Raw genomic sequence first — 25,860 nt, forward strand, 5'->3', positions numbered from 1 at the left:
TGGTCGTCATGCCGGATAAATCGTGCGAAACGAGCCTCGCGCCCACGCTCGCCGGTGAAGCGCGACTCAACGATGCGGTGAGCGTGGGAGACACAAATGGCCCGCAGACTCAAGTCGTTCATCCTGGCCGCCGTGTTGTTGGCGCCCCTGCTCGCGTTCGGGGCCGCTGGCGACGAGGCGCGTTCCACGGCCCCTGCCCTTGAATTGACGCTGGAGACAGCTCCCGTCGAGATCGACGGCCAGGTGCTGTTCACGGTCCGTGGGCTGTCATCGTTTCCGGCCGAGAAACGGGCGCAATCCATTGGGCGAAGAATCGAGGAAGCGGCCGGCGATGCCGCCTTCGCGAGCGCCGGACTGAAAGTGGACACCCTCGAAACCGGCACGGTCATCCTGGCAGGCAAGACGGCATTGATGGTCGTCACGGATGCGGACGCCCAGCTCGAGCAAACCACGCGCGAGAACCTCGCGGCCTTGCACCTGGCGCGCATTCGCCAGGCCATCGATGAATACCGGCTGACCCGCAGCACGGACTACCTGATCAAGGCGGCGCTTCATGCTGCCGGGGCCACCATCCTGCTGGCGGCCGGCATTGCGGTCTTGCTTCTGCTCAACCGCTGGCTGGACAAGGCCGCCTCCAGGGTTCTGAAGCGTCGCGTTCACGACGTGGACATCCAGTCGTTCGAGGTCGTGCGGTCGGACACGATCTGGAAAGCGTTGCATGGCGTAATCCTGGCGGTCGGGATCATGACCATCGTCGTGTCGATCTACGTATACCTGCAATATGTGCTTGCGCTCTTTCCCTGGACCCGTTCCGTCTCGAACGACCTGCTCGACCTGTCGACCCGTGCTGCCCGCAGACTTGGGAAGTCCACCGCCGAGATCATTCCCGACGTCCTGATCCTGACCATCATCTATTTCCTGACCCGCTTTACGCTAGCCCGGGCCCGGAAATTCTTCGCCGCCGTGGAACAAAAGCGCGTCGTCTTCACGCAGTTCGAACCGGATTGGGCCATGCCGACCTACAAGCTGCTCCGGGTGCTGATCCTGGCGTTTGCGATTGTCGTTGCATACCCCTACATTCCGGGCTCCGAAACCGCAGCCTTCAAGGGCATCTCGATCTTCATCGGGCTCGTGCTGTCGTTAGGCTCTTCAACGGCAATATCCAACCTTATCGCGGGCTACCTGATGACCTACCGGCGGGTTTTCAAGGTTGGGGATCGGGTGAAGGTGGGCGATGTCGTCGGCGAAGTTGTGGCCGTCCGCCTTCAGGTGACGCATTTGCGCACGAATAAAAACGAAGAGGTGACCATACCGAACTCCCAGATTCTGAACAGCGACGTCACGAATTACAGTTCCCTTGCCGGCACCAAAGGTTTGATTCTTCACACCACGGTCGGGATTGGCTACGAGGTGCCGTGGCGGCAGGTCGAGGCGATGATGCTCACCGCCGCCGCGCGCACCGCCGGTGTGCTTTCAGATCCGAACCCCTTCATTCTCCTGACCAAACTGGGAGATTTTTCGGTTTCATACGAACTGAACGTTTATGTGCGCGACACAGAGATGATCGGCAAACGCTACGCCGAACTGCACCGCCACATCATTGATGTCTTCAACGAATACCAGGTGCAAATCATGACGCCTGCCTACGAGGGAGACCCCGAACAGCCCAAGGTCGTCCCGCCGGAACATTGGTACTCCGCGCCTGCGTCTCCGGACGTAAGACCCAAGCCCTGACACGCGCGACGCCGCCCGCGATCTATTTGCCGGGTGAATCAACGGTCGGCAAAGCGAAGCCCGGCGGCGAATGGGTCCACGGGAAGCCCTTCAACGCCATGTCATAGGCGGTGTCGTAGAGCGATCGCATGTATTCCGTGTCGAACTCCTCTCGATGCGGCGCCCGAAAGCTCGAGGGGATGAACGCAAGGTTGAACTGGACGCCATCACGGTGCGCTGTCGTGTAGATGCGGTAAAGATCGCCGATACCCTGGCTTTGAATCATGGACGCCACCGCGCGCGCAGCAATGCTCATTGTGGCGCGCTGCACCTCAATCCAGTCCGCGTCCAGCCGGGCGTTGCGGATGATATAGAGCTCTCGCTCGCGGTTGGCGCCACGCATCGTCGCTTCCTCCGCCAAGCGCAGGGTCACCGGATAGGCAAACACTTGCGCCACGACACCGCCATCAACGTGCATCTCCTGGTAGCTTCGTCCACCGGCTTCCACGTCAATCATCATCGGAGGAAAAGCGCCCGGAATCGACGTTGAGGCGACCATGACCTTTACGAACAGATCCAATGCCGCAGGACCGCCGTAAGTGGCAATCTTGCCCATATCCCAGATGACGCCACGGCCGGTATCGAGGTCCGTGGTGCCGATCAACAGCATGCGCCCCTTGGCGTGCTCGGCGGCGATCTCCTCAAGGAATTCCTGGGTGACGAACTTTCGGGTCAGGGCCAGGAGCGGCCGGTTGTCCGCCATCGCGTCGCTCAACACGCCGCCAAGCAAACTGCGCTTGACCATCACGTCGTCTGGCGAAGTCGTTGTATAGACTTCCTTCAGCGTCGCGTCGTATTTCTTGCCGGCAAAAGCGAAAGGGGCAATCAGTGCCCCCGTGCTGATGCCGGTCACAAGCTTGAACTCCGGCCGGGTGCCTGTTTCCGTCCATGCGTTCAACAACCCCGCAGCAAACGCCCCGTTGTCGCCACCCCCAGAAATCGCAAGGAATACAGCGGATCCCAGCTTGCCCGAATATCCCTGCCTCGCAAGGTAATCCTGTTCCCTTTTCAACGACTCGTAGGCCGCCTGAATGATTTTTGGCGAGTCGGCCACAACCAGATAGCGCACACCAGGCATTCCAGGAACTTCAACCTGGTCGACCAAGCCGTGCGGCACCGCCTGCAGCCTGGCAGGCGTCGCGGTGCACCCTTGAAGAAACAGCCCGGCCGCCGTGATCAGGGCTAGGCCGAACGCAGCGTCAAGGCGCCCCCTTCCTGCAAAAAGCGTCTTGAACAGCGTCGCGAAGAATCTGCTCATGCTCAATTTCCTTCGGCGCCTCTGAAGACCGACGGCTTTATCAGCTTGATGCCGCGCGCCCCGTTGTAGCCATGAATTTCTTTGACATCGAGCTTGCGCATGAACTCAATGGTGTGCGCGTCGATGATCTGGCCTGGCACCATGATCGGGAAGCCCGGCGGATACGGGATGACGAAATTCGCTGACACCAGCGGGGGGCCCGCCTCCAGGCGCTTGTCAATGTCTTGACTGGACAGCGGCAGGTATTCACAGTCCGCTTCGTTGTAGGCCGCGAAGAAGGCGTCTCGCATGTTGCCTTCCTGCGTGGGGCTGCGCGGGTCATCCCAGTAGCCGTCATGAAAGCGGCTGAAATTGGGAAGGCTGGGCACATCTTCCATCAGGCTCCTGACTTTCTCGGCGAACTCTGCCCTGCCCGCTTCGCCGCTTTCCTTGAATCCTGATTCGATTTCCTCGGAAATTTCCAGCAGCACCTTGATAAGCATCGCGACGTCACTGCGTGTGTTGTTGATATTGCTCTGAAGCAAGACGCTATTGCGCGAGGTCTTGTTGAGTTGGATGTTGTAGCGGGACGCCAGCAGGTTCTTGAACGTGGTGCCGTCGTATCCCGCAGTGCCGCACACCAGCGTCAACCGGGTCGGATCCAGGCAGAACTCGTCTTCCTTGAACGACTTCACGGCCGTCAGCCAGTTCATGCCCGGCGCCAGATAGTCGGCAAATCCCGAAGCGCGAAATTCCTCGGGGATCATCTTGTCGGCCCCCAGCACGCTGAAGTAGCGCGAAATCAGGGGATGATTCGCGACCTCACGGCGGATGGCCAACGCGACCTCGATGGCGCGCATGACCAGCTCGTAGCCCTCCAGCTCCATCTGACGGCGCGCCACATCCAGCGAGGCAATGATCTGCGCGTTGGGCGAGGTCGATGCATGGATGAACACCGCCTCGTGGAATGCCGACACATGGTGCTCATAGTCTTCATCGCGCACGGCGATGATCGATCCCTGTCTTAGGCTGGACATGGATTTGTGCACCGAATCCGTCTCGTAGACGCGTACGCGCATGGCCCGCGGATTGGGAACCAGGACGCGATCCAGCAGCCTCGGATCCTGGGGGTCCAGATCCTCGCCAAGTTCGCGGCACTGTGCCTGCCAGGCCTCGAGCGCCTTGGGGTCGTCGCGCCATGCCTGCAGCGAGGCCGCGGCGCCCATCGCCGTGCGCATGCGCAAGAATGGCGACCAACGCGCAAACCCGAACCACGCCTCGTCCCACAGGAAAATCAGGTCGGGCTTGATGGCCAGGCACTCGGCCATGACGCGCTGGGTGTTGTAGATGTGCCCGTCGAAGGTGCAATTGGTCAGCGTGACCATGGCCACCTTGTCCAGCCGCCCCGCCGACTTCAGCGCCAGCAGCGCCTCTTTGACCGTGCGCAGCGGAACCGCGCCATACATCGAATACTCCGTCATCGGAAAGGCTTCCACATAAAGCGGCTGCGCGCCCGACAGAACCATCCCGTAGTGGTGCGACTTGTGGCAGTTGCGGTCCACGATCACGATGTCGCCCGGTTTGGTCACTGCCTGGTAGACCATCTTGTTCGACGTGGACGTGCCATTGGTCACGAAGAACACGTGGTCCGCGCCGACTGCGCGCGCGAACTTCTCCTGGGCGACCTTGATGTTGCCCGTGGGCTCCAGCATGCTGTCCAGGCCGCCTGTCGTGGCGGACGTCTCCGCCAGGAAGAGGTTCAACCCGTAGAATTCGCCGAAGTCGCGAATCCAGTTGGACTTGATGATCGACTTGCCCCGCGCGATGGGCAGCGCATGAAAGGTGCTGATTGGCTTGGCGGCATACTGCTTGAGATTGTCGAAGTGGGGCGTGGATTGCCGATCGCGCACGCCCTCCAGAATGTTCAGGTGCACCTCCATGGGCTCTTCGACCTCATAGAAGACGCGGCGGATCGCCGAGGCGCTGGGGTCGCCCGCCAGTTGTTCCACGTTCCTGTCGGTAAGCAGGTAAATGTCGAGCTCCGGCCGGATGCGGGCGATCATGTGGGCCAGCCGCACGCCGATCTCGCGCGGCGCGTCGACCGTCATGTCCAGGTGCTCGTAGACGCTCAGAAAATCCCGCAGCAGCGGGGCATCGTGCTTGGAAGGGATGGGGATGCCGTCATAGATGACGACGGCCTCCAGCTTGCCGTTGAGAATCGTGGCAAGCAAGGCATCTTCGACGCTTCCAACCAAGACGGGCTCATAGATCAGCGGGTCGTCGTGGCGCCGCAGTTCACGGATTTCTCGGGTAATCGCCGCCGCGCGGGCCGCGGGCGCCGGGCTCACGAACAGTGCCTCGAAGTACGGCCGGCTGGCGTGGCTTCCCGCCAGGCCGGGCGGGGTGCGGTCGGGCCCTTCGGCGCAGAATTCCTCTGTCGCCTGCCATTCGCCCTCGTCGTAGCGATAACTGCCCGATAGCAGGGAGTTGCTCATGCGCAAGATGAGACGCGCTGCGCCCATGCCGTCGCCGTCCGCAATCCGCTCGTCCAGCGCATGGAGCAACCGCACGCCCGGGTAGGCGAAGTAGCTCTCCATCGGACGCAGGTCCGCCAGCGCGTCCTGCACGGGTCCCGCGCCCGCGCCGGTCCTGGCGCACCGGACCTCGGCGGCCCAGGCTTGCGCCTTGGCATTCAGGTCGCGCCACCGGTCCAGGCGCGCGGCCGAGTTCGAGAGCAGGTGGTCAAGTTGGCGGTGTTCGTTCATGTCGGATGTCATTGCAGTCCCCAGATGGCCGGCATAAGCCCCGGCAGGCAACCCGCCGAGGCGCGTGGGTGTCGTTAGGAAAGAATCATGATCACCACCATGCCCCAGATCGTCAGCAGGGTATTGCCGACGGCGTAGGTCACCGTGTATCCCAAGCCGGGAACCTGGCTTTTCGCGGCCTCGCAGACCATGCCGAGCGCCGCGGTGGTGGTGCGCGCTCCGGCGCAGATGCCCAGGATCAGGGCCGGGTCGAAGCGAAAAATGAACTTGGCGATCAGCATCCCCAGCACGAGCGGAACGGCGGTCGCGAATATGCCCCACAGAAAGAGGCTGATGCCCAACTTCTGCAGCCCGGCGACGAAGCCCGGGCCGGCCGATATACCCACCACGGCGATGAACACATTGAGCCCGACGGAGTTCATGAACCACAGCGTGGGCTCGGGAATGCGGCCAAACGTGGGATGGATGGCGCGGAACCACCCGAAGACGATGCCGGCAATCAGCGCACCGCCCGCGGTGGAGAGCGTGAGCGGGATGCCGCTGACGTTGATCACGACGGCGCCGACAAGCGCGCCGATCGTGATGGCCAACGACATGAACGCAACATCCGTCACCGTGGTCGGCCGGTCAACGTATCCGAGATTCTTGGCGGTGGCATTGATGTCCTGAGTGCGCCCGACGACGGTGATGACGTCGCCCCGGAACAACTGGGTCTTTGGCAGGATGGGTATCACCGTCTCGGTCGGACCGCGCCGGATCTTTTTCAGGAACACGCCGCGGGCGCCCGGCCAATGCGCCAGTTCTTCCAGCGGTTTGCCATCCACATTCTTGTTCGAGATGTAGATGTCGACGCCCTCGGTCTTGATGTCGAGCAGCTCGGCGTCCTCGACTTCACGCCCGCTGGGGCCAAGCCGTTCGATCATCTGGTTGCGCTTGCCGCCGATCGCGACCACGTCCCCCGCCTGGATGACGGGGGCCGGATCTGCCTCGATGATCTTTCCGCCTCGCCGGATCCGCTCGACAAACGCGCGGAATCCGGGCTGCACGCCGGCCTCGATCTCGCTGACGGTCCTGCCGATGAACGGGCTGTTCTGTGCCACCGAGTAGGCACGGACGTCGAACTCGTACCAGTTGGTCGCGTCCGCCCCGCCCTGCCCGGCTCCCAGTTTCACCTCGTAGGCCTTGCAGGCGGCCACCAGGTCGATGCCAAGAAGCTTCGGCCCGATCTGCGCCAGGATGATCGCCGAGCCCACGGTGCCGAAAATGTACGTGACCGCATAGGCGATCGGCATGGCGTCCAGCAGCGCCTGGGTATCTTCGGGCGGGCGCCCAAGACGTCCGATCGCATCGGTCGCCAGCCCCATGGACGCGGAGATGGTCTGCGATCCCGCGAAGAGGCCGGCCGCAGAACCCAGGTCGTAACCGGCAAGGATTGCGGCAACGACGGCCGCGCCCAGGGACAACAGCGCCATGACGACGGCAAAAATCGCCTGGGGTAGTCCATCCTTCGCGATGCCGCGCACAAATTGCGGCCCCACCCCGTATCCCACCGCAAACAGGAACATCAGGAAGAAGACCGACTTCACGTTGGGGGATATCTTGACGCCCAGTATGCCGATGACGATTGCGACGAGCAGCGTCGAGGTCACGGCGCCCAGACTGAAGCCCTTGAAGCTTTTGCCGCCTATCCAGTATCCGAAGCCCAGCGCCAGGAAGATGGCGATTTCCGGATAGGCTTTAAGCGTGTCCACAAACCAACTCATGATTCTCTCCTTGACTGTTCCTGAATGGAAAGCACTGAGTCATGCAGGTTCGGAAATCCTGTGCGACGCCCGCGCAGCGCGGATGAGCAGCGCCAGAGTAGAGCAGCCCGCATCAACGAAATTGACATTGGTCAACATACCCAACGGCCCATGTCTGAAACTGTTTGGGACGCAAATCGCTGCCATCTGCACAATCAAAATCAACGTGCGGTGCCGGCTCGAAGCCGGACCTGCTCGAAGCGCTGGAGCTTCCTCTTACGGGGAGACAAATGCCATGGACTTCTTTAGCAACATGCTGCAGCGCAACCCGGAACTGGCGGTTTTCCTTGCCATCGGGATCGGCTATTGGGTGGGGGGATTCAAGATTCGCGGCGTCGGCTTTGGACCTGTAACGGGTTCGTTGCTGGCCGGGCTGCTGATCGGATACTTCGTTCAAGTTCCGATATCGGATACCGCAAAGCAGGTGCTGTTTCTGCTATTCATGTTCGGAATCTGATACTCCGTGAGCCCAAGCTTCTTCCGGGGAATGAAGGACGGCGGGTGGCGATGGGCGGTGCTGGGCGTTGTCGTGCCGGTTGCAGGGTTAGTTACGGCGTGGGCGCTTGCCACCTTGCTGAAGCTCGAGATCGGCTATGCGGTAGGCCTCATCTCAGGCGGACTGACCGAATCTCCGGTCATCGGAACAGGCAGCGAAGCGATCCGGCACCTGCCGATCAGCGCCGACGAACAAAATCGCCTTATCAGCCAAATCGCCGTGGCCGACGCGCTGTGCTACATCTTCGGTACGTTCGGCGTTATCTGGTTCTGCTCGAGCCTGGCACCAAAGCTGTTGCGCATTGATTTGAAAGCTGAAGGCGCGAGGCTTGAACAGGTCTATGGCATCGAACGCGAGAAAGCCGGCGTGACCTCCGCATGGCGACGATTCGACCTGCGCGCGTATCTGGTCCAGGACAATCACGCGATCGCCGGAAAATCGGTCGCTCAGGCCGAATCACTTTTCGCGCCGGAGCGCCTGTTCATAGAGCGAATCAGACGTAACGGCAGTCTGCTTGTCTCTACACCCGAAACCCGCCTGCTACCGGGCGACGTCATCGCGGTCTCCGGCAAAAGCGAAGTCCTTCTCAGAGTGCTGGATCGTAACGCCATCGAACAAGCCGATCGAGAGCTGCTCGACATTCCAAGCGCCATGTTTGATGTCGTGCTGTCCAAGCGAGAGTTTGTCGGTAAAACGGTCGCTCAAATTGCTGATCGAGCCGAGGAAGTGCGAGGCGTATTCCTGCGAGATATCCGGCGCGGAAGTGAAAAGATCCCGATTGGCCCCGGCACGGTGCTCCAACGTGGCGATGTCCTGACCATCGTCGGACAGGAAACGGCGGTGGAGCGCGTGGCGGCGCTTGTGGGGAGCGTGGTACAGGAAGCGGATTCCACCGATTTCGTCGCGCTGGGCTTCGGCGTCTTTCTTGGCGCGGTGATCGGCACCTCGCTCGTATTGCCCATCGGCGGCATGCCGATCGCCATCGGAAGCAGCGTCGGAACGTTGGTGCTGGGCCTTTTGGTTGGCTGGCGCAACGCTGGCAAGCCGTTGTTCGGCCGAATATCCCACGCTTCCCTGGAATTCATGAAGTCGATCGGGCTGGCCGGCTTCGTCGCCATGATCGGATTGAAAGCCGGGCCTCTTTTTGTCGACGCGCTGAAAGAAGTTGGACTGACGATCTTTCTGGCGGGCATCGTCGTGACGTTGGTGCCCTTGTTCGTTGGCTTGCTGGTGGGCCGATATTTGTTGAAGCTTGAGCCGCTTTTATTGTTGGGCGCATTGGCCGGCGTGCAAACCATGACCGCCGGCCTTGCCGCGGTGCAAGAAAAATCCGATAGCCCCGTTGCGGTCATCGGCTATTCCGGCACCGTGGCCTTCGGACATATTCTGATCACGACATGGGGCACGGTGATCGTCTGGCTGTTGTTTTGATCCTGCATTTACCCTACCAGGGTCAGGACAGCAGATCGGTCCATGATCCAGATCACGACAGCCGCAACCGAGGCAATTACCAAAAAGGCACGCCTGGCATTCCGAAGTCCCGCCGATGGCAATGAAACCGCCTTTTTCCCCTTAAGCCGCCCTTTCTCCCAAATCTTCAGGACCAGCAGGTAGCCGGCATAAACGAGGGGATACGCAATCAACAGATTCAAAAAGGTGCGATGCGGCAGCAGATCGTCATGCGCCGTCAGCGCCAGCGCGCAGGCGGAACTGACCAGCAACATGCCGCTTTCGATGTAATCCTGGATCGACGCAATGGCCAGCTCTGCCTTGGGCGTTCCCCGCTGATGCCGGACGACGCCACGGCCCGCCGTCAACCCAGCCATGGCGGCAAGCCAGAACGAGCAATAGGAAAGAAAGTACGCCCGTCCGTCCGAGGAAGTGAAAAACGAAGCAGCGTCGGCGTCGTTCAGAAACATGATCACCACCACGGGAGGGGCCAGCAACAGAAGCGCCAGCCCAAACAGCGCCCAATCGGCGCCGGTCAACTTTTCCATGTGGTTCATCTACTTGCGCTCCGACAAGGCATCGTCATATTCAGATAACGGCACCGGACGGCCGAACTGAAATACCGTTCCGATGGGATGCACGGCAATCAGGGTAAGGGGCCGCCACGCCCGACTCATTCGGCTCCCGCGAATTCACGCAGTGTGTTGTTTCTGAAAAGGATCGGGCCAAGATAGCGCGCACCGCCTTCTGTCAGATGGATGCGATCGTAAGAAATCAGCTCATCGTCCAGGGTTACGGCAGGGCAGCCATTATCTGCGCATACCGCATTGAAGAAGTCCACGTATGTCCCAAAGCCCGCAACGCCCTCTTGCAGCGTTCGGCCGAGTTCCAGGTGGCCAGCGTTGGGGAAAGACCGCACCTCGGCACGCTGCTTCGCCGTCATTCTCATCATGTTGCGAATGTCCGGTGGCGCAAACTCCTTCGTGCCGACCACAAACAAGCGCTGATCCGAACGCAAATTCATGCGTTGAATCGTCTCCCGCAGCCTGGATGCGGACCATAGATGCCAGTTTGCGACCAGGAAAATCACGTCAGCCTTCGCAACCTGAGCCGTGGACTTCTTCAAGGAGCGGGCGTTCGCACACATGTGCCGCTCGGCTGCAGGAATGTGCGCCGACACATCGTCATCCGTCCAGACAATCTGACATTGCGCAGGCACGTAAATAGTCCGGACCTCGTCGGCCTTCCAGGCGCCGGCCTCGGCAGCCATATTCACGAAGTCCTGCGCCTGGCTGTCTCCGATCACCAGCACGCGGCGCTTGCCGACTTCGTCGAAGTCCTTCTCAAGCGCGTTAAAGCGAGTGATGACGTAGGGCGTCTGCGCCTGGACGTTGTCGTACTCCTGCCAGCGCTTCTGTTCCTCGTTGTGACGAACAATGGCGCCCTGCCAGACCCACAGCGCCATGCCGATTCCAAAGACGGCCAACGATCCAAGCCCTAGGGTCCACATGGCCGGCCGGGTTTTGAATTTTGCACGGTCACGAAATGGCTTTTCGACCACACGCCAACTGATCCAGCCCAGCACCAGCGCCAGTCCGGTCAAGATCAAGCTGCCCCGAATCCCGAAGCCGGGCCGGATAATGTGCGCGAACGTGAACAAAGGCTGGTGGACCAGATAAGCGCTGTATGAGATTAGCCCGACCCACACCAGCGGCCGCACCGACAGAATCCGCCCCAGCGAATTGGTCCGCGTGGCGCCCAAGAGAACGAACGCCGAACCCACGGCTGGAATCAGCGCGGACAGGCCCGGGAAGAACACGGCGCTGTCGAAAGTCAGGATGGCGCCAAACACGCCGGCGGCCCCGATCCACCCAACCAGGGTGCGGATATTTGGCCGAGCAGCCAGGAATCTTCCGAAGGGAGACACCGCGGCGAGGGAGCCGATCAACAGCTCATAAGCGCGGGTCGGAAGCCAATAGAACGCGGCGAGAGAACGCCCAGTTTGTACCGCCGCCTCGCTCACCGCCAACGATGCAAGCGCGCAAAGCAACAAGACCCAGACAACGGATCTGCGCGCAAAACGCCAAATGGCGATCATGAGCAGCGGGAATAGCACATAGAACTGCTCTTCGACGCTGAGGCTCCATGTGTGGAGCAGCGGGTTGTCCAGACCTGCGGTGAAATAGTTCGTCGTATTCCAAAAGAAGATATTGGAGACGAAAGTGGTCACCGCGACCAGCCCCTGTCCAAGACGAACCAGTGCATACGGCCCCTGCAAAAACCAGGCGGCAATGGTGGTGCCGATCAGGACGGCCAAGAGCGCGGGAAGAATACGCCGCGCGCGCCGTTCATAAAAGCTGCCAAACGAAAACGACCCGGCATCCAGTTCGCGCGCGATGATCGTCGTGATCAGGTAGCCGCTTATGACGAAGAAAATATCAACGCCGACAAAACCACCCGCCACCCCGGGAATTTTCGCGTGAAACAGAATGACCGCCAACACTGCAATAGCGCGTAGTCCGTCGATTTCAGGCCGGTACTTCAGATGCACGTCTGACATTCGCATTGTTCTTCTAATCTGCTTGATGTGATAATCGGGCGGCCGCTGCTTTTGGCCCGGGGCGATTATAGTCACCGATTTTCTGCCGGCCCTGTTACGGGCGGGATTCTGCAGGAGCTTTCAGGCGTCTCTCTAGCTCAATCGGAATATCTCGTGCCAGCATTGCAATATTCCTCAGTGCAGGCTTTGAGAACATCTCGGCTCGGCTAGCAATCCGATCGAATGGACGCGGCCCTGCGCCAACTGTTTGCCGACCTTGCTCAGTTGGACCAAATAACGCGGGGCGTTAAATTGGCCATTCGGGAATCCGTGTACCTGGTCAGAATGGCCAGCAACTATGCGCCGAACAGGGCTTCGGGGCGCTATGTTCCAAAATCAGGGGAGATTGGGTTAAGACGCCTGGCCGCGAGCGGTTCACCTTTCACGGCCTGCACGCCTACTTTGCGATAGTGCTGGTAGGCAGGGACGAGAACCCGGAAACGCACGCGACTCCGGCAACGACACACCGCGTTGATGATGGGCGCCGGGTGGCCGAAATCGAGGGCAGCGCTTAATGCTTGCCACCATTTTGCAGGCCGCACAAAAGAAAAAAGCCGCTCTAGGCGGCTGATTTCTAAGGAATTCTTGGGGTGGCTGATGGGACTCGAACCCACGACAACCGGAATCACAATCCGGGACTCTACCAACTGAGCTACAGCCACCACTGGTACTGCTAAGCACTGCTTAACTTCTACAGCGCTTTCGCCGCAAACTTCTCTGAAACGTGTTTCGAAGGAAGCTCAACAACGAAGAGGCCGAATTCTAGCACGTTTTTTTAAAGCGTGTGAAATCGCCCCGAAGTCGCACGTTTGCCACCCGCGGCTGCCTTGCTATCCTTGCGCTTGGTTAACCAATGGAGGCCGCGTCTCAAGCCCTCGCCATGGATCGCATACACGCATTTTTGATCGAATATTGGCCTCATATTGCCTTTGCCATCAGCATCGTGGCGGGCACGGGCGCGGCGGTGCATGCCGCGATGACCAAGCAGGATGTGCGGGCGGCCATCGGCTGGGTGGGGGTGGCGATGTTCTCGCCGATCCTTGGGGCGCTCTTCTATTTCGTCGCCGGGATCAACCGTATCCGCAAGACGCGGGTGTCGCAGCAGCGCGACGACGCCATGCTGGAAGATGCCGAGCAGGTCGAGACTGCGCCGGTCGATGTGGTGGCGATCTCGGGGGAGCAGTTCGCGTCGCTGAAGGTGCTGGGTGACCGGGTCAGCCGGTTTCAGCTGCTGGCCGGCAACGAGGTCCGGCCGCTGGCCGGTGGCGACGAGACGTATCCGGCCATGCTGCAGGCCATTCGCGAGGCCCGTCACACGGTGGCGATGCAGAGCTATATCTTCGACAACGATCCGATCGGGCGCGAATTGGCCGAGGCGCTGATCGAGGCGCAGGCGCGGGGCGTGCAGGTGCGGGTGCTGATCGACGCGGTGGGGTCCAAGTACTCTCGTCCGCCGATCGTGCGCATGCTGGCGCGGGCGGGCGTGCCGGTGGCGCGGTTCATGACCAATCCGATGGGAGTGCTGCGCATGCCCTATGCCAATCTGCGCAGCCACCGCAAGGTGCTGGTGGTGGACGGCCGGGTGGGCTTCACGGGCGGCATGAACGTGCGGGCGGCGTTTGTCAGCGCGCTGGCGGGCGATGCCACCAATCACGATACGCATTTCCGAGTGGAAGGACCGATCGTGACGCAACTGATGTCGGTGTTTGCGCATGACTGGAATTTCACGACGCACGAGTCGCTGCCCGCCAAGCCCTGGTTCGATCCCGACTTCATGCCGCCGTCTGGCCGCGTGCCGATCCGCTGCGTGCCGTCAGGGCCCGACCGTGCGCTGGGCAGCACGCACAACATGCTGCTGGGCGCCCTGGCCGTGGCGCGGCATCACGTGCGGATCCAGTCGCCGTACTTCCTGCCGGACCAGACGCTGATCGGGGCGCTGGCCACGGCGGCGCGCCGCGGGATCATTGTGGACATCGTGATCCCGGGCAAGAACAACCTGCGGCTGGTCGATTACGCGATGACGGCGCAGCTGGACCAGGTGGTGCGCACGGGCTGCCGCGTCTGGCGCTCGAGCGGCGCGTTCGACCACTCAAAGCTGATGACGGTGGACGGGGCCTGGACGTATGCCGGCTCGTCGAATCTGGACCCGCGCAGCCTGCGATTGAATTTCGAGCTGGACACCGAGATCTACGACCGCGACGTGGCGCGGTGGCTCGATGCGCGCTTCGATGCGTTGGTCGCCAACGCGCACCGCGTGACGCTCGAGGACCTGCTGCAGGCGCCCTTTGCCAAGCGCCTGCGCAACAAGGTGATCTGGCTGGCCACGCCTTATCTGTAGCGCCCCCCTGCCCCGGCGGTGATCACCGGCATTGATCACGCACGCGGCTCGCCGTGGCTAGCCGTCCGAGGCGGGCACGGCGGCGTGGCGGACCGCGAACACGGCGCTGGCCTTGAGCATGGCGCGGCCGTCCACCTGCAGGCGGCAGGTCGCATAGATCAGGCGCTTGCCCTGCTTGTCGATCTGCACGTGCGCCTCAAGCCAGTCGCCGGGGTTCACGGCGTTCAGGAATTCAACGGACATCTGCGCCGTAACGACGGAGACGTGGGCGTCTTCCGAGATGACAAGCCCCAGCGCGCTGTCGGCAAACGTTGCCAGGAATCCCCCGTGCGCCATGCCGTGCATGTTGCCGTGCGCCGTGGTGACACGCAGCCCCAGCACGTTGTCGGCCTTGCGGCGGTAGAACGGGCCAAGATCGTTCAGGTGGCGCATGAACTGGCTGCTGGGATACCAGGGCGTGAAACCGGCGGGGATGGAGTCTGTCATGGCTGCCGCTGCAAGAGTCCCGATGGACGATCCTCGAAAGTATTGCAGACGCGCCCGCCCTGGCATAGCGCGGTGATCGGCGCGCGGACGCCAGATCAGCGGACGCGGGTGCCCGTTGGCCCCGCTTGCGGCTTCTGCGGGTAAGATTTACGGCACAACAATCACCCTACATGGCAGGAGCAGTGGAAGATGGCAAAAGTCGGCATGGTTGGAATCGGCCTCATGGGCCACGGTATTGCAAGCAACCTGGTCAAGCACGGTCACACTCTGACCGTGCTTGAGCATCCGGGCAATCAGCCCCTGGACGCGCTCAAGGCTGCTGGTGCGGTCAGCGTGGCCAGCGGCGCCGAGCTTGCCGCGCAGTCGGATGTGATCATCCTGTGCGTGACCGGCAGCCCGCAGGTCGAAGCCGTGCTGCTGTCGCCGGGCGGCGTGCTCGAGGGACTGCGTCCGGGCACCGTCATCATCGACTGCTCGACCGCCATCCCCTCGTCCACCGTGAAGGTCGCCCAGGCGGTCACCGAGAGCGGCGGGCGCTTCCTGGACGCGCCCATGACGCGCACGCCCAAGGAAGCCGCCGAAGGCCGGCTGAACCTGCTGGTGGGCGGCGATGCCGCGCTGTTCGAGGAATGCAAGCCGCTGCTGGCCTGCTTTGCCGAAAACATCACCCATGCCGGGCCGGTGGGCGCGGGCCACCGGATGAAGCTGCTGCACAACTATGTGTCGTTGGGCGTGGTGGCGCTGCTGTCCGAAGCCGCGGCGTGCGCGCTGCGCTCGGACATCGACCCGGCCGTCTTCACCGAGGTCCTGGCAAAGGGCGGCGGCGGCGGCGTGGCGCTGGAGCGCATCAAGCCGTATCTGCTGGAACAGGATCCGTCGTCGCTGCGCTTTTTCATGTCGAATGCGCAGAAGGACCTTTCGTACTACAACACCATGGCCGCCGAAGCCGGCGCCGTGCGCGAGATCGGCGCCGCCGTGCAGCACACGTTCGACCAGGCCGTCACGCAAGGCGGCGGCGAGCGTTATGTGCCCGAACTGGTGTCGCTGCTGAAAGACCGCTAGCCGTCCCGCGCGCCAGGGATGCGCCGCATCCCTGGCCGGTTGCCGCGGCGCGGCGGGTTCAGCGTCCGGCAGCGGCCGCCACGCGCGGCGCCCGCAGGACCCCGCGCGGCGGCAGGCGCAGCGAAATCAGCGCCGCCAGCAACAGCAACACCCCGGCCGACCCGAACGCGACCCAGTGCGTGCCGAAGGTTTCGAAGGCCCAGCCGCCCAGCCACGAGCTGATCATGCCGCCCACCTGGTGGCCCAGATAAGTCAGCCCATACAGCACGCCGACCAGCCGGATGCCGTACACGTCGGCCAGGATGGCCGACGACAGCGCGATGCTGCCGGCCCAGACGATGCCGCCGATGGTGGCGGCCAGGTACAGTTCCCAATGCGCGCCCACCATGACGAGCGCAAAGAATCCCAGGCCTCGCACCAGATAAATGGCGGCGAGAATGTTGCGGCGTTCGACCTGGTCGGACATGCGGCCCAGCACCAGCGTGCTGAAGATGGCGACCAGGCCGATCAGACCGATGCCCAGCGAACTGGTGGTGGGGTCAAAGCCGTGGTCCATCAGCATGGGCATCCCATGCGTGCCCAGCAGGTTCATGCTGAACCCGCAGGCAAACAGACCCAGCGCAACCTGCCAGAACGGCAACGTGCGCAGCGCCTCGCCCAGCTGCGGCGCGGGCGTCTTGGCGGCCGGCTTGGCCGAACTTGATTTCTCGATGATCTGATGCGGCAGCAGGTCGGTGTGCTCGGGCGCCTCGTCGCGCATCACGAAAAGCGCAATGGGGATGGTCAGCACGGCGAACAGTACGGCAAAGCCCAGCAGCGTTTCCTGCCAGCCCACCGCCGAAATGGCGTAGGTGAGCGTCGGGGTCATTAGCGCAATGCCGGCCATCGAGCCCGTGGACAGGAAGAAGAGCGCCATGCCGCGCTGGCGCGTGAACCAGCGGCTGATCACCGGCGTCAGCGCGACGGGGCTGGTGAAGGCGAGGCCGATGGACAGCGCGACACCGAAGGCGAGCAGGAATTCGAGGGGGCTGCGCGCGAAGACGGTCCAGATGGAGGCGGCGACGACGATGGCCGTGCCGGTCAGGAGCACGAAGCGCGTGCCGCGGATACTGACCAGATAGCCGGCGAGCGGCATGCCCAGGCCATAGCACAGCATGCCGATCGCCACGATGCCCGACAGCAGGCTACGCGAAAAACCCAAGCCTTCGGCCATGGGCAGAAAGAACGGTCCGATCCCCATGCGCAGGCCGACCGTAAACAGCGTGAGTACCGTGGCGGCGCCAACGATGTTCCAGCCGAAATACCAGCCGCCCGACTCTTGCTTATCCAATTCCTCTTCTCCTCGGTGTCTTTTTTATGGCCGGTTGCGCGCCAGGACTTGCAGACACCGAGGGCAGGCACGGAGGGGGCTCCGCTGTCGACAGGGGGTGGGAAGGACCAGGCGTGATTCGGCTTGCTTGCGCCGGCGGACGTGCGCCGCCGGACGCGTCACATATTACTCCTGGCTATATGCGAGCGGGACGGGGAAATGGAAATCCTGTCCGGTGAGCGGTCAGCGCATTGAAGCCGTTTGGCAGGCGCGGATGGCGCCGTGGCGGCCGGGTGTCGGACAACCGGCGCGGCGGCGTGGATCAGCCCGCCTGTTCGAGAAACGCCTGCAGCGCCGGGACGGTATTCAGGACGTGTTGGCGCATGGCGGCCTCGCAGCGGGCGGCGTCGCGGGTTTGCAGGGCGTCGATCAATTCCTGATGCGATTCGCGTACGCGCAGCACGCGGCCGGGTTGGGCGGCCCACAGGCGCATGTAGGGTTCGACGACCGAGTGCAGTTCCGAGATCTGGTTCAACAGGCGCGGCTGCTTGCAGAAGCTGCACAGGTATTCGTGGAATTCGCGGTGGGCAGCCGTCCAGTCCAGGTCTTCGTTCGCGCCCTGGTCCAGCTGCGCGAGCATGTTGACCAGCCGGCGGATGTGTTCGGGCCCCATGTTGGCCACGGCGTTGCGCGTCGCCAGCCCTTCGAGCACCGAGCGCATTTCAAAGACCTCCAGCATTTCCTGCTGGTTCAGGCCGCGCACCACGGCGCCGCGGTTGGCGCGGATCTCGACCAGGCCCTCCGAGGCCAGACGGCGCAGCGCGCCGCGCACCGGCATGCGGCTGGTGCCGATTTCAGCCGCCACGACGTCCGGCACCAGCCGCTGGCCGGGCGCATAGTGGCCCAGGCGGATTTCACGCTGCAAATGCAGGTACGCCTCGTCTTCGGCGCTGATGGCTGTCTTCTGGAATTGCAGCACTTTCGTCCCCGGGCTTGGAAAGCCGCCATGATAGATAACGGCGAAAATAACACAAATTGGATCCAATGATCCATGAATACAAATCCTAATGGCCGGATGCGCGCCGCTTGCGTTTAATCCAGGGCAGGACGCGGCATGCCGCGCCCGCTCGGCCGGAAGGGGCAAGAGACCCGCCCGGCCCATACGCTTTCCATAACGCGATCAAGGGGAATCCATGAAATTTCGTCTCATCCGGGCGCTGGCAGGCGCTGCCGCCGTGGCCTTCGCGGCGCAGGCCGGCGCGCAAGCCACGGACTGGCCGCAGCATCCCGTGCGCATCGTCGTGCCCTTCCAGGCCGGTTCCGCCACGGACCTGATCTCGCGCCAGCTTGGCGCGGCGCTGTCCGCCGAACTGGGTCAGCCCTTCGTCATCGAAGCCCGTCCCGGCGCCGCCGCCGCCATCGGCAGCGCGTCTGTCGCACGGTCCGCGGCGGACGGCTACACGCTGCTGATGGGCGGCCCGGCCGCCGTCGTCACCAACCGCTTCCTGCAAAAGCGCCTGGCCTACGATCCGGACGCGTTCGAGTTGGTCTCGCTGGTGGCCTACACCCCGAACATCCTGCTGGCCAACCCCAAGCAACCCTTCAAGACGCTGCCCGAAATGGTCGCCTATGCGCGCGCCAACCCCGGCAAGCTGACCTATGCCTCGTTCGGCACGGGCACGACCTCGCACATGGCAGGCGAAATGCTCAAGTCTGTTGCCGGCATCGACATCCTGCACGTGCCGTACAAGGGCGCGGGCGAAGCCATCCCCGCCCTCCTGAGCGGCCAGGTGTCGATGTACTTCGACACCATCATGACCGGCCTGCCCCAGGCCAAGAGCGGCGCGCTGCTGGCGCTGGGCATGTCCAACTCGCAGCGCTCGGCGCTGGCGCCGGACATTCCCACGATCGCGGAGCAAGGTTTTTCGGGCTACGACATCGCGCCGTGGTACGGCCTTGTCGCGCCGCAGGGCACGCCCGCACCGATCCTCGACAAGCTCAACCGCGCCGTCAACAAAGTGCTCGCCGATCCCGCATTGCGCGGTAAGCTCGCCGAAGCCGGCGCCGAGCCGCGTGGCGGCAGCCGCGAGGAATTCGCCGCCTTCATCAAGGCCGAGATTCCGCGCACCAAGCAGCTGATCGACCAGGCCGGCATCACCCCGCAGTAATTTTTCCAACGAGTTCCAGCATCCATGTCCTCCCCCTTCGATTGGTCTTTCCCGTACGCTTCCCGAAAAATGCCGGTCCTGGCCGCCAACGCGGTCGCGACCAGCCAGCCCCTGGCTGCGCAGGCGGGACTACGCATGCTGCTGGCCGGTGGCAATGCCGTTGACAGCGCCATTGCCACCGCGATCGCCCTGACCGTCGTCGAACCTGTGATGAACGGGATCGGCGGCGACATGTTCGCCCTGGTCTGGCACGACGGCCAGCTCCACGGCTTGAATTCCAGCGGCTGCGCGCCGGCCGCGTGGACACCCGAATACTTCAACGGCCGCGACGCGATGCCGGGCACCGGCTGGGGCACGGTCACCGTGCCGGGCCAGGTCGCCGGCTGGAAGGCCTTGTCCGACCGCTTCGGCAAGCTGCCCTTCGCCAAGCTGTTTGAACCGGCGATCGCCTACGCCGAAGAAGGCTTCGCGGTGTCGCCGACCATTGCGCGCCAATGGGCCAACCAGGCACCCAAGCTTGCCGCCGAACCCGGCTTTGCCGACGCCTTCCTGCCGCAAGGCCGTGCGCCCCAAGCCGGCGAATGGTGGCGCTTTCCGGACCAGGCCAAGACGCTGCGTGACATCGCCGAGACCGGTGGTGAAAGCTTCTACCGCGGCGAACTGGCCCGCAAGATCGCGGACTTTGCCAGCAAGACGGGCGGCGCCCTGAGCGCGGTGGACCTCGCCGAGCACCGGCCGGAATGGGTCAAGCCCATCTCGCAATCGTTCCGCGACTACGAGCTGCACGAGATCCCGCCCAATGGCCAGGGCATCTCGGCGCTGATGGCGCTGGGCATGCTTGAGCAATTCGACCTGGAAGGCATGGGCCGCGACAGCGCCGACTACTACCACGTCAGCATCGAGGCCATGAAGCTGGCGTTTGCGGACCTGCACCACCACGTTGCCGATCCGCGCCACATGCGCACCGACGCCAACGCGCTGCTCGACCGCGCCTATCTTGCCGAACGGGCCCGCCTGATTTCCATGGACCGCGCCAGCGTGCCCACCGCAGGCACCCCGGCTACCGGCGGCACGGTCTACCTGACCGCCGCCGACGCCAGCGGCACGATGGTGTCCTTCATCCAGTCCAACTATCACGGTTTTGGCTCGGGCGTGGTCGTGCCCGGCACCGGCATCAGCCTGCACAATCGCGGCCTGAACTTCGTGCTCAAGCCGGGTCACGCAAACCAGGTTGCGCCGCGCAAGAAGCCGATGCACACCATCATCCCGGCGTTCGTGACGCGCCGCGGCCAACCTCTCATGTCGTTCGGCGTGATGGGCGGGTCGATGCAGGCGCAGGGCCATCTGCAGATGGTCACGCGTCTGGCGGCGTTCGGCCAGAACCCGCAGGCCATGAGCGACGCGCCGCGTTTCCGCGTCGAGAACGGCCCAGTCGTGAACGTGGAGTCGCACCTGCCGGCCGACGTGGTCGATACGCTGCGCGCGCGTGGCCACAACGTGGCGGTCGCGCCGGTGGACAGCCTGGAGTTCGGCTCGGCCCAGCTCATCTGCCGCCTGCCGCAGGGTGGCTACGTCGCCGCGTCCGACTCGCGGCGCGACGGCCAGGCCGTCGGGTTCTGACCACGCGGGGCGCGCCGGACCGGGCGCCAAAGTTCGGCGACAATCCGTGACCGCTCGCGCGCCGGCCGCAAGCCGCGCGCGTCGTCACACGCGTGCAGCGGGGACGGCAGATTCTGCCGCCTCGTTGCCGGAAGGATCGATATGCCCCGCCTGGCCTTGCCTCCTCTTGAACCCCGTTGTGTCGCGCGTAGCGCATTGCGCCGCGCGCGACGCCTACCCGCATTCCTTTCCGCGGCCTGCTGCGCCCTGCTGCTGGCCGCGCCGCTACCGCCGGCGCGCGCCGCGCTTCCGCTGGCTGTCGACGGACAGCCCTTGCCCTCGCTGGCCCCCATGCTCGAGCGCGTCACGCCCGCAGTCGTGAACATCTCGGCGCAATCGGACGGACAAGCGGCCAACCCGGCGCGCGCGCCCGGCGGCGTGCGCCAGAACGTCGGATCGGGCGTCATCGTGGACGCCAGCCAAGGCAACGTGCTGACCAATCACCACGTCATTCGCGGCGCCGCCACCATCCGCGTGTCGTTGCAGGACGGCCGAAGCTTCAACGCCACCGTCGTGGGCAGCGATCCGGACACGGATCTGGCGGTGCTGCGCATCCCCGCGCAAAACCTGCAAGCGCTGGCGTTGTCCGATTCCAGCGATTTGCGCGTGGGCGACTTCGTGGTCGCCATCGGCGATCCCTACGGCCTGGGCCAATCCGCATCGTCGGGCATCGTGTCCGCGCTGGACCGGTCCAGCCTCCGCGCCGCCGGCTACCAGAACTTCATCCAGACCGATGCTTCCATAAATCCGGGCAACTCGGGCGGCGCGCTGGTCAATCTGAACGGCGAACTGGTGGGCATCAACACGATGATCTACACGCCGTCGGGCGGCAACGTGGGCATCGGCTTTGCCATTCCGTCCAACCTGGCGGGCGAGGTCATGCGCCAGTTGCTGCAGCACGGGCAGGTGCAACGCGGGGGGCTGGGTCTGGACACGCTGGACATCACGCCACGCAATGCGCGCCAGCTTGGCCTGGCGGCGGGATCGATGGGTGTGGCCGTTGCCCGCGTGGCGGATGGGTCTCCCGCGCAGAAGGCCGGCATCCAGGCCCGCGATCAGATCCTGTCGATCGACGGCAAGGCCATCGGTTCCAGCGCGCAGTTGCGCAACGCCGAAGGCCTGCTGCCGGTGGGCCGCCAGGTGCGCCTGGGGCTGTTGCGCGCGGGCGCAAAGCGGGACGTCGTGCTGCGCATCGAACCCGAACAAAACGAGCGCCTGCATGGCGGCTCGCTGGACGCGCGCTTGAATGGCGTCGAGTTCACCGAGGTGGGACGCGCGCAGCGCGTGCAGGGCAATGACGGCGCGGCAGTCAGCGCCACCTATCCGGACCGGGGCCCGGTGGCTGCGCGCCTGCAGCGCGGCGACATCGTCATCGGCGTGAACCAGCGACCCGTCAGCAAGCTGGCGGACCTGCGCGACCTCTTGAGCGGCTCGGGCGCGCAGCCGCTGGTGTTGACGCTGCTGCGCGGTAAAGCCGCCTACACGCTGCAAATCAATTGAGACCAGCGCCGGCGGGGAATCGTGGCAGAATGGCCCGACTCCGGCTCAGCCGGACCTTGGGCCAAGCGCGCCCGCAACTGCCATCGCGGGCGCCCTGCCCGCCCGAAGGAGCATGGATGAACCGCATTCCGACTCACCCTCGCCCGGCGTTGGCCGGACTGTTCCTGGCGGCCAGCCTGGCCGCCTCCGCCGCGGCGGCCCAGGACAACGTGCCGCAGATCATGCAGGTGCCGGCAGACAATAGCGTCGCATGGCGCGCGCCGGCTGAAGGCGTCATCACCTACGAATGCCGGATGATCCAGACCGACGGCGCGCGCTACGCCTGGGTCATCGCGGGCGCCAGCGCCACGCTGGGCGCAGGCCAGGCGGGATCATCGGAGCCGCGCGGCACGTACAAGAGTCCGCCTGAAAGCTGGCGGGCCGCCGACGGCTCGACATTGACGGGGATGGAAACCGTACGCGCATATGCCGGACCGGACCGGCTGTACGACCAGCTCGTGCTGGCCAATCCTTCGGCAGGCGTGGGCGTGCTGACCGGCGTCACGTACATTCAGCGGCTGGTTCGCGCAGGCGGCGGCGTGCCGCAAACGCCCTGCTCGCCGGCCAACAAGGGCCAGAAAACGCAGGTGGCATACCAGGCCGATTACGTGTTCTGGAAGCCGAACTGATTCCCGCCGGCATGACGGGCGCTCTGGCCCGTCGCGCCCGTTACGGCGTTACCGACATGCCCTTTTTCAGTTCTTCGACCAGCCCGGGATGCCGGGCTTTTTCTTGCGCCAACGTATAGACCGAAAAGGTCACGACCTTTTTGCCCGACGCCGCGAACAGCGCCGTCAGGTCGGCGGGGCGGCCGGACAGCCTGCTGGTTGCATCAAGTTGAAAGACGCCGATGCTGCCGACCTTGAACGCGCCGTCGCCCGTCTTCTTGAACGTGGGCACCGCGGCCTGCTGCTGCGATTGGAAGCCCGCGGCCATCGCCCCCAGCGTGAATGCGTCGTCATCGCCAACAGCCTGTTCAACCGGCACATCGATCACGATGATGGCCTGCATGGTCGCTCGGTTCAGGTAGATCTTGCCCGAGACCTCGGGCGTGGCCGGATCGGACGGAAATTCGGTTTCGGCGAAACCCGCGGGGATGGCGACATGGAGCTTGCCGTCCAGGACCTGCAGCGGAGGTGGAGGTGGCGGCGGCGCCACCGCGGCGTCCACGGGTGCGCCATTCGGATCCTGCGCAGCGGCGGGGTCGCCCGACGCTTTGGCATCGGCGGGCTTGGCTTCTGCTGACTTCGTTCCAGCCGGCTTGGCTTCGGCCGGCTTGGTTTGCGCGGGCTTCGCTTCGGGCGGCTTGACCTCGGCCGGCTTAGCGTCTGCTGGCTTAGCGTCTGCTGGCTTAGCGTCTGCTGGTTTGGCTTCTGCTGCCTTAGCGTCTGCTGGTTTGGCTTCTGCTGGCTTAGCGTCTGCAGGCTTGGCTTCGGCAGGCTTCGATTCGGCAGGCTTCGCTTCAGCCGGCTTGGCGCCAGCCGGCGAGGCATCCGGGGTCTGCGCAGGCGCGGCCGTTGCGGTCAGGGCCAGCGCCAACGCCAAAGTCATTTCCGCGAGCCGAGCGTTGTGCGTTTGCATAGCTATCCGATGTTTAGGCTGAGCTTCCAATACTACAACGCCCGCGCGGCCCTTTTGGGCCGCGGCCGCGCAATGAGGGATTGTGGGAAGGCTTGGCCGGTGGTCAGCCAGAAATGGCAAAGCCCGCGCCAGAATGCGCGGGCCTTCGGTTTGCCATGATCGAAGTTCGGGTGAGCGGACTGAGAGTGGAGCTAGGGAGGTGGCCGCTTTTTTCGCGTCTGTGGCCGGGTAAGACGCCCAATCCGCTCAGTGCAACCGCGGTGCAGGGCGCAAGCGGCGCGCGCCGGGCGCGCCGCTCATCACGTCTGCCGCTTAGAAGCGATGACGGATACCAACCATGCCGACCGTGCTCTTGACGCCGTCGATGAACGCGAAGTCTGTGGCGTAGGAACCCAGCGCGTACACGTTCGTACGCTTGGACAGGTTGTACGTGTAGCCGATGCTGTACACGTTCATGGCCGAATCGCCACCGGTCAGCAGATCGCTGTCCGGATCGGCACGTTGCCACGAAGCCAGGATCGAGCTGGCGCCGAGCGGCACGGTCAGGCCGACCATGTACGAATTGGCCTTGAAGTCTTCGACGCCAACGTTCGAACGGAAGCCATCGGCGATGGTTTCGGTGCTGCCGAAGGCGTTGATGCTCTGGCCGGTGAACCAGCCGTCACGCGTCTGGCCGAAGGCGGCCGCCAGCTTGACGACTTCGAAGTCGTACGAGGCGCCGACGTTCCACGACTTGGGCGTGGCATCGTTGCCAAGCTGGTTGGCGGGGTTCAGCTGGTCGTACGTCAGGGCGACGTTCAGGGGGCCATTCACGTAGCGCACGCCGGCCGTGATGGCGCGGGTGTTGTTGGCGGTGCGAAAGCCCGTCTGCGCCGCGGTCGTGTCAGCGACGTTGAACGAGTAGCCGATGCCAGCCTGGAAGCCGCCGAACGACGGGGTCGAGTACTGGACCATGTTGTCGTAACGGACGGTGTTGGCGGCGCTGAACGCGTTGCCGATGTTGGCCTGGCCGTAGCTGGCGCCGAACGGATCGATCGCGCCCAGGTACTTGGAGGCGATGTTGGTCTGACGACCGAATTCCAACAGGCCCCAGGACGAGCTCTTCAGGCCGATGGTGGCTTGGCGGCCGAACAGGCGGCTGCTCTGGCCCGATTGGCCGTTGGCCGAATTGAAGCCGCTTTCAAGCGTGAACACGGCGGAGAGGCCGTCGCCCAGATCTTCCGAACCACGCAGGCCCCAACGCGAACCGCTGGAAACGCCATTGCTCATGCCGACCTTGGATTCGTGGAAGCCATCGCCCTTGATCCGCTGATAGCCCACGCCCGTATCGATCAGGCCATACAGCGTCACCGAGGTTTCCGCCTGCGCCATGCCGGACAGCGCGGCGAAGATGGCGGTGGCGAACAGAGTCTTTTTCATTACAGATTCCCATTGATGTGAACAGACATGCGCAGGTAGCCAGACCCGCGTTGCGGGCGGCACAGTGATGCACACGGCGCATGGCAGGAACGAATTCTAGGGACGCAATATGTCAGTTCTGGGGACGCAAGGGATGTGGCGCAAAGAAGCGCAAATCAATCGCCTTTTTGTGGCGCGA

Annotated in this window: 18 protein-coding genes, 1 tRNA gene and 1 pseudogene; 9 read left to right on the plus strand and 11 right to left on the minus strand. The window is 63.6% G+C overall.

Annotation, left to right across the window (positions count from 1 at the left end; all coding sequences use genetic code 11):
• Window positions 1-96 precede the first annotated feature (96 nt).
• Window positions 97-1,734 (plus strand): mechanosensitive ion channel family protein, encoded by a 1,638-nt coding sequence (locus QEP15_RS17645; protein ID WP_280147785.1) that lies wholly within the window; start codon window positions 97-99, stop codon window positions 1,732-1,734.
• Between the two features lie 22 nt (window positions 1,735-1,756).
• Here QEP15_RS17645 and QEP15_RS17650 read toward each other — a convergent pair whose 3' ends face one another.
• The 3 genes from QEP15_RS17650 to aspT all read right to left on the minus strand — a co-directional run bounded on the left by QEP15_RS17650 (window position 1,757) and on the right by aspT (window position 7,538).
• Window positions 1,757-3,031 (minus strand): patatin-like phospholipase family protein, encoded by a 1,275-nt coding sequence (locus tag QEP15_RS17650; protein WP_280147786.1) that lies wholly within the window; start codon window positions 3,029-3,031, stop codon window positions 1,757-1,759.
• Window positions 3,032-3,033: 2 nt separating this feature from the next.
• The gene (locus tag QEP15_RS17655; RefSeq protein WP_280147787.1) at window positions 3,034-5,775 is read right to left on the minus strand and encodes an aminotransferase class I/II-fold pyridoxal phosphate-dependent enzyme; all 2,742 of its coding nucleotides are present in this window, start codon (window positions 5,773-5,775) and stop codon (window positions 3,034-3,036) included.
• A gap of 74 nt (window positions 5,776-5,849) precedes the next feature.
• Window positions 5,850-7,538: an aspartate-alanine antiporter gene (gene aspT / locus QEP15_RS17660; RefSeq protein ID WP_280147788.1), complete on the minus strand. Its 1,689-nt coding sequence runs from the start codon at window positions 7,536-7,538 to the stop codon at window positions 5,850-5,852.
• 82 nt (window positions 7,539-7,620) lie between these two features.
• Here aspT and QEP15_RS17665 point away from each other — a divergent pair.
• Both QEP15_RS17665 and QEP15_RS17670 read left to right on the plus strand, forming a co-directional pair.
• Window positions 7,621-8,610: pseudogene (locus tag QEP15_RS17665) on the plus strand (aspartate-alanine antiporter-like transporter); the annotation flags it as partial.
• Window positions 8,611-8,724: 114 nt separating this feature from the next.
• The gene (locus tag QEP15_RS17670; protein ID WP_280148924.1) at window positions 8,725-9,504 is read left to right on the plus strand and encodes an aspartate-alanine antiporter-like transporter; all 780 of its coding nucleotides are present in this window, start codon (window positions 8,725-8,727) and stop codon (window positions 9,502-9,504) included.
• Between the two features lie 8 nt (window positions 9,505-9,512).
• On the opposite strand, the gene QEP15_RS17675 is transcribed toward QEP15_RS17670, so the two are convergent.
• The 3 genes from QEP15_RS17675 to QEP15_RS17685 form a co-directional block, all read right to left on the minus strand.
• Window positions 9,513-10,079, minus strand: coding sequence for a hypothetical protein (locus tag QEP15_RS17675; protein WP_280147789.1), 567 nt, complete (start codon window positions 10,077-10,079; stop codon window positions 9,513-9,515).
• 116 nt (window positions 10,080-10,195) lie between these two features.
• Window positions 10,196-12,082: an acyltransferase family protein gene (locus tag QEP15_RS17680; RefSeq protein WP_280147790.1), complete on the minus strand. Its 1,887-nt coding sequence runs from the start codon at window positions 12,080-12,082 to the stop codon at window positions 10,196-10,198.
• Window positions 12,083-12,707: 625 nt separating this feature from the next.
• Window positions 12,708-12,783, minus strand: a tRNA-His gene (locus QEP15_RS17685).
• 218 nt (window positions 12,784-13,001) lie between these two features.
• Here QEP15_RS17685 and cls point away from each other — a divergent pair.
• On the plus strand, window positions 13,002-14,459 hold the full coding sequence (cls, locus tag QEP15_RS17690; protein WP_280147791.1) for a cardiolipin synthase: 1,458 nt from the start codon (window positions 13,002-13,004) through the stop codon (window positions 14,457-14,459).
• A 57-nt stretch (window positions 14,460-14,516) separates the two neighbouring features.
• Here the strand turns inward: cls and QEP15_RS17695 are convergent, their stop codons facing one another.
• Complete coding sequence (locus QEP15_RS17695) at window positions 14,517-14,945, minus strand: PaaI family thioesterase (protein WP_152385058.1); 429 nt, start codon at window positions 14,943-14,945, stop codon at window positions 14,517-14,519.
• 189 nt (window positions 14,946-15,134) lie between these two features.
• Here QEP15_RS17695 and QEP15_RS17700 point away from each other — a divergent pair, with 189 nt between their 5' ends.
• Window positions 15,135-16,007, plus strand: a complete 873-nt coding sequence (locus tag QEP15_RS17700; RefSeq protein WP_280147792.1) for an NAD(P)-dependent oxidoreductase — start codon at window positions 15,135-15,137, stop codon at window positions 16,005-16,007.
• 58 nt (window positions 16,008-16,065) lie between these two features.
• On the opposite strand, the gene QEP15_RS17705 is transcribed toward QEP15_RS17700, so the two are convergent.
• Window positions 16,066-17,337 (minus strand): MFS transporter, encoded by a 1,272-nt coding sequence (locus tag QEP15_RS17705; RefSeq protein WP_280147793.1) that lies wholly within the window; start codon window positions 17,335-17,337, stop codon window positions 16,066-16,068.
• Window positions 17,338-17,638: 301 nt separating this feature from the next.
• Window positions 17,639-18,295 (minus strand): GntR family transcriptional regulator, encoded by a 657-nt coding sequence (locus tag QEP15_RS17710; RefSeq protein ID WP_063954363.1) that lies wholly within the window; start codon window positions 18,293-18,295, stop codon window positions 17,639-17,641.
• 214 nt (window positions 18,296-18,509) lie between these two features.
• Between QEP15_RS17710 and QEP15_RS17715 the strand changes: the two genes are divergently transcribed.
• The 4 genes from QEP15_RS17715 to QEP15_RS17730 all read left to right on the plus strand — a co-directional run bounded on the left by QEP15_RS17715 (window position 18,510) and on the right by QEP15_RS17730 (window position 23,311).
• The gene (locus QEP15_RS17715) at window positions 18,510-19,484 is read left to right on the plus strand and encodes a Bug family tripartite tricarboxylate transporter substrate binding protein (RefSeq protein ID WP_062842169.1); all 975 of its coding nucleotides are present in this window, start codon (window positions 18,510-18,512) and stop codon (window positions 19,482-19,484) included.
• 24 nt (window positions 19,485-19,508) lie between these two features.
• Complete coding sequence (gene ggt / locus QEP15_RS17720) at window positions 19,509-21,104, plus strand: gamma-glutamyltransferase (protein WP_279989684.1); 1,596 nt, start codon at window positions 19,509-19,511, stop codon at window positions 21,102-21,104.
• A gap of 312 nt (window positions 21,105-21,416) precedes the next feature.
• Window positions 21,417-22,643, plus strand: a complete 1,227-nt coding sequence (locus QEP15_RS17725) for a trypsin-like peptidase domain-containing protein (RefSeq protein WP_280147794.1) — start codon at window positions 21,417-21,419, stop codon at window positions 22,641-22,643.
• A gap of 116 nt (window positions 22,644-22,759) precedes the next feature.
• Window positions 22,760-23,311, plus strand: coding sequence for a DUF3455 domain-containing protein (locus QEP15_RS17730; RefSeq protein ID WP_082586302.1), 552 nt, complete (start codon window positions 22,760-22,762; stop codon window positions 23,309-23,311).
• A 40-nt stretch (window positions 23,312-23,351) separates the two neighbouring features.
• Here QEP15_RS17730 and QEP15_RS17735 read toward each other — a convergent pair whose 3' ends face one another.
• Window positions 23,352-24,293: a DcrB/PsbP domain-containing protein gene (locus QEP15_RS17735; protein ID WP_280147795.1), complete on the minus strand. Its 942-nt coding sequence runs from the start codon at window positions 24,291-24,293 to the stop codon at window positions 23,352-23,354.
• A gap of 282 nt (window positions 24,294-24,575) precedes the next feature.
• Window positions 24,576-25,682, minus strand: coding sequence for a porin (locus QEP15_RS17740; RefSeq protein WP_280147796.1), 1,107 nt, complete (start codon window positions 25,680-25,682; stop codon window positions 24,576-24,578).
• Window positions 25,683-25,860 lie beyond the last annotated feature (178 nt).

Origin of the sequence: Achromobacter mucicolens, from assembly GCF_029866465.1 — a bacterium.
Lineage (GTDB): Bacteria > Pseudomonadota > Gammaproteobacteria > Burkholderiales > Burkholderiaceae_B > Achromobacter > Achromobacter mucicolens.

Coding starts and splice junctions, on each gene's coding strand:
- QEP15_RS17645 (WP_280147785.1), top strand. CDS start 97: ATGGCCCGCAGACTCAAGTCGTTCATCCTGGCCGCCGTGTTGTTGGCG.
- QEP15_RS17650 (WP_280147786.1), bottom strand. CDS start 3,031: ATGAGCAGATTCTTCGCGACGCTGTTCAAGACGCTTTTTGCAGGAAGG.
- QEP15_RS17655 (WP_280147787.1), bottom strand. CDS start 5,775: ATGAACGAACACCGCCAACTTGACCACCTGCTCTCGAACTCGGCCGCG.
- aspT (WP_280147788.1), bottom strand. CDS start 7,538: ATGAGTTGGTTTGTGGACACGCTTAAAGCCTATCCGGAAATCGCCATC.
- QEP15_RS17670 (WP_280148924.1), top strand. CDS start 8,725: ATGTTTGATGTCGTGCTGTCCAAGCGAGAGTTTGTCGGTAAAACGGTC.
- QEP15_RS17675 (WP_280147789.1), bottom strand. CDS start 10,079: ATGAACCACATGGAAAAGTTGACCGGCGCCGATTGGGCGCTGTTTGGG.
- QEP15_RS17680 (WP_280147790.1), bottom strand. CDS start 12,082: ATGTCAGACGTGCATCTGAAGTACCGGCCTGAAATCGACGGACTACGC.
- cls (WP_280147791.1), top strand. CDS start 13,002: ATGGATCGCATACACGCATTTTTGATCGAATATTGGCCTCATATTGCC.
- QEP15_RS17695 (WP_152385058.1), bottom strand. CDS start 14,945: ATGACAGACTCCATCCCCGCCGGTTTCACGCCCTGGTATCCCAGCAGC.
- QEP15_RS17700 (WP_280147792.1), top strand. CDS start 15,135: ATGGCAAAAGTCGGCATGGTTGGAATCGGCCTCATGGGCCACGGTATT.
- QEP15_RS17715 (WP_062842169.1), top strand. CDS start 18,510: ATGAAATTTCGTCTCATCCGGGCGCTGGCAGGCGCTGCCGCCGTGGCC.
- ggt (WP_279989684.1), top strand. CDS start 19,509: ATGTCCTCCCCCTTCGATTGGTCTTTCCCGTACGCTTCCCGAAAAATG.
- QEP15_RS17730 (WP_082586302.1), top strand. CDS start 22,760: ATGAACCGCATTCCGACTCACCCTCGCCCGGCGTTGGCCGGACTGTTC.
- QEP15_RS17740 (WP_280147796.1), bottom strand. CDS start 25,682: ATGAAAAAGACTCTGTTCGCCACCGCCATCTTCGCCGCGCTGTCCGGC.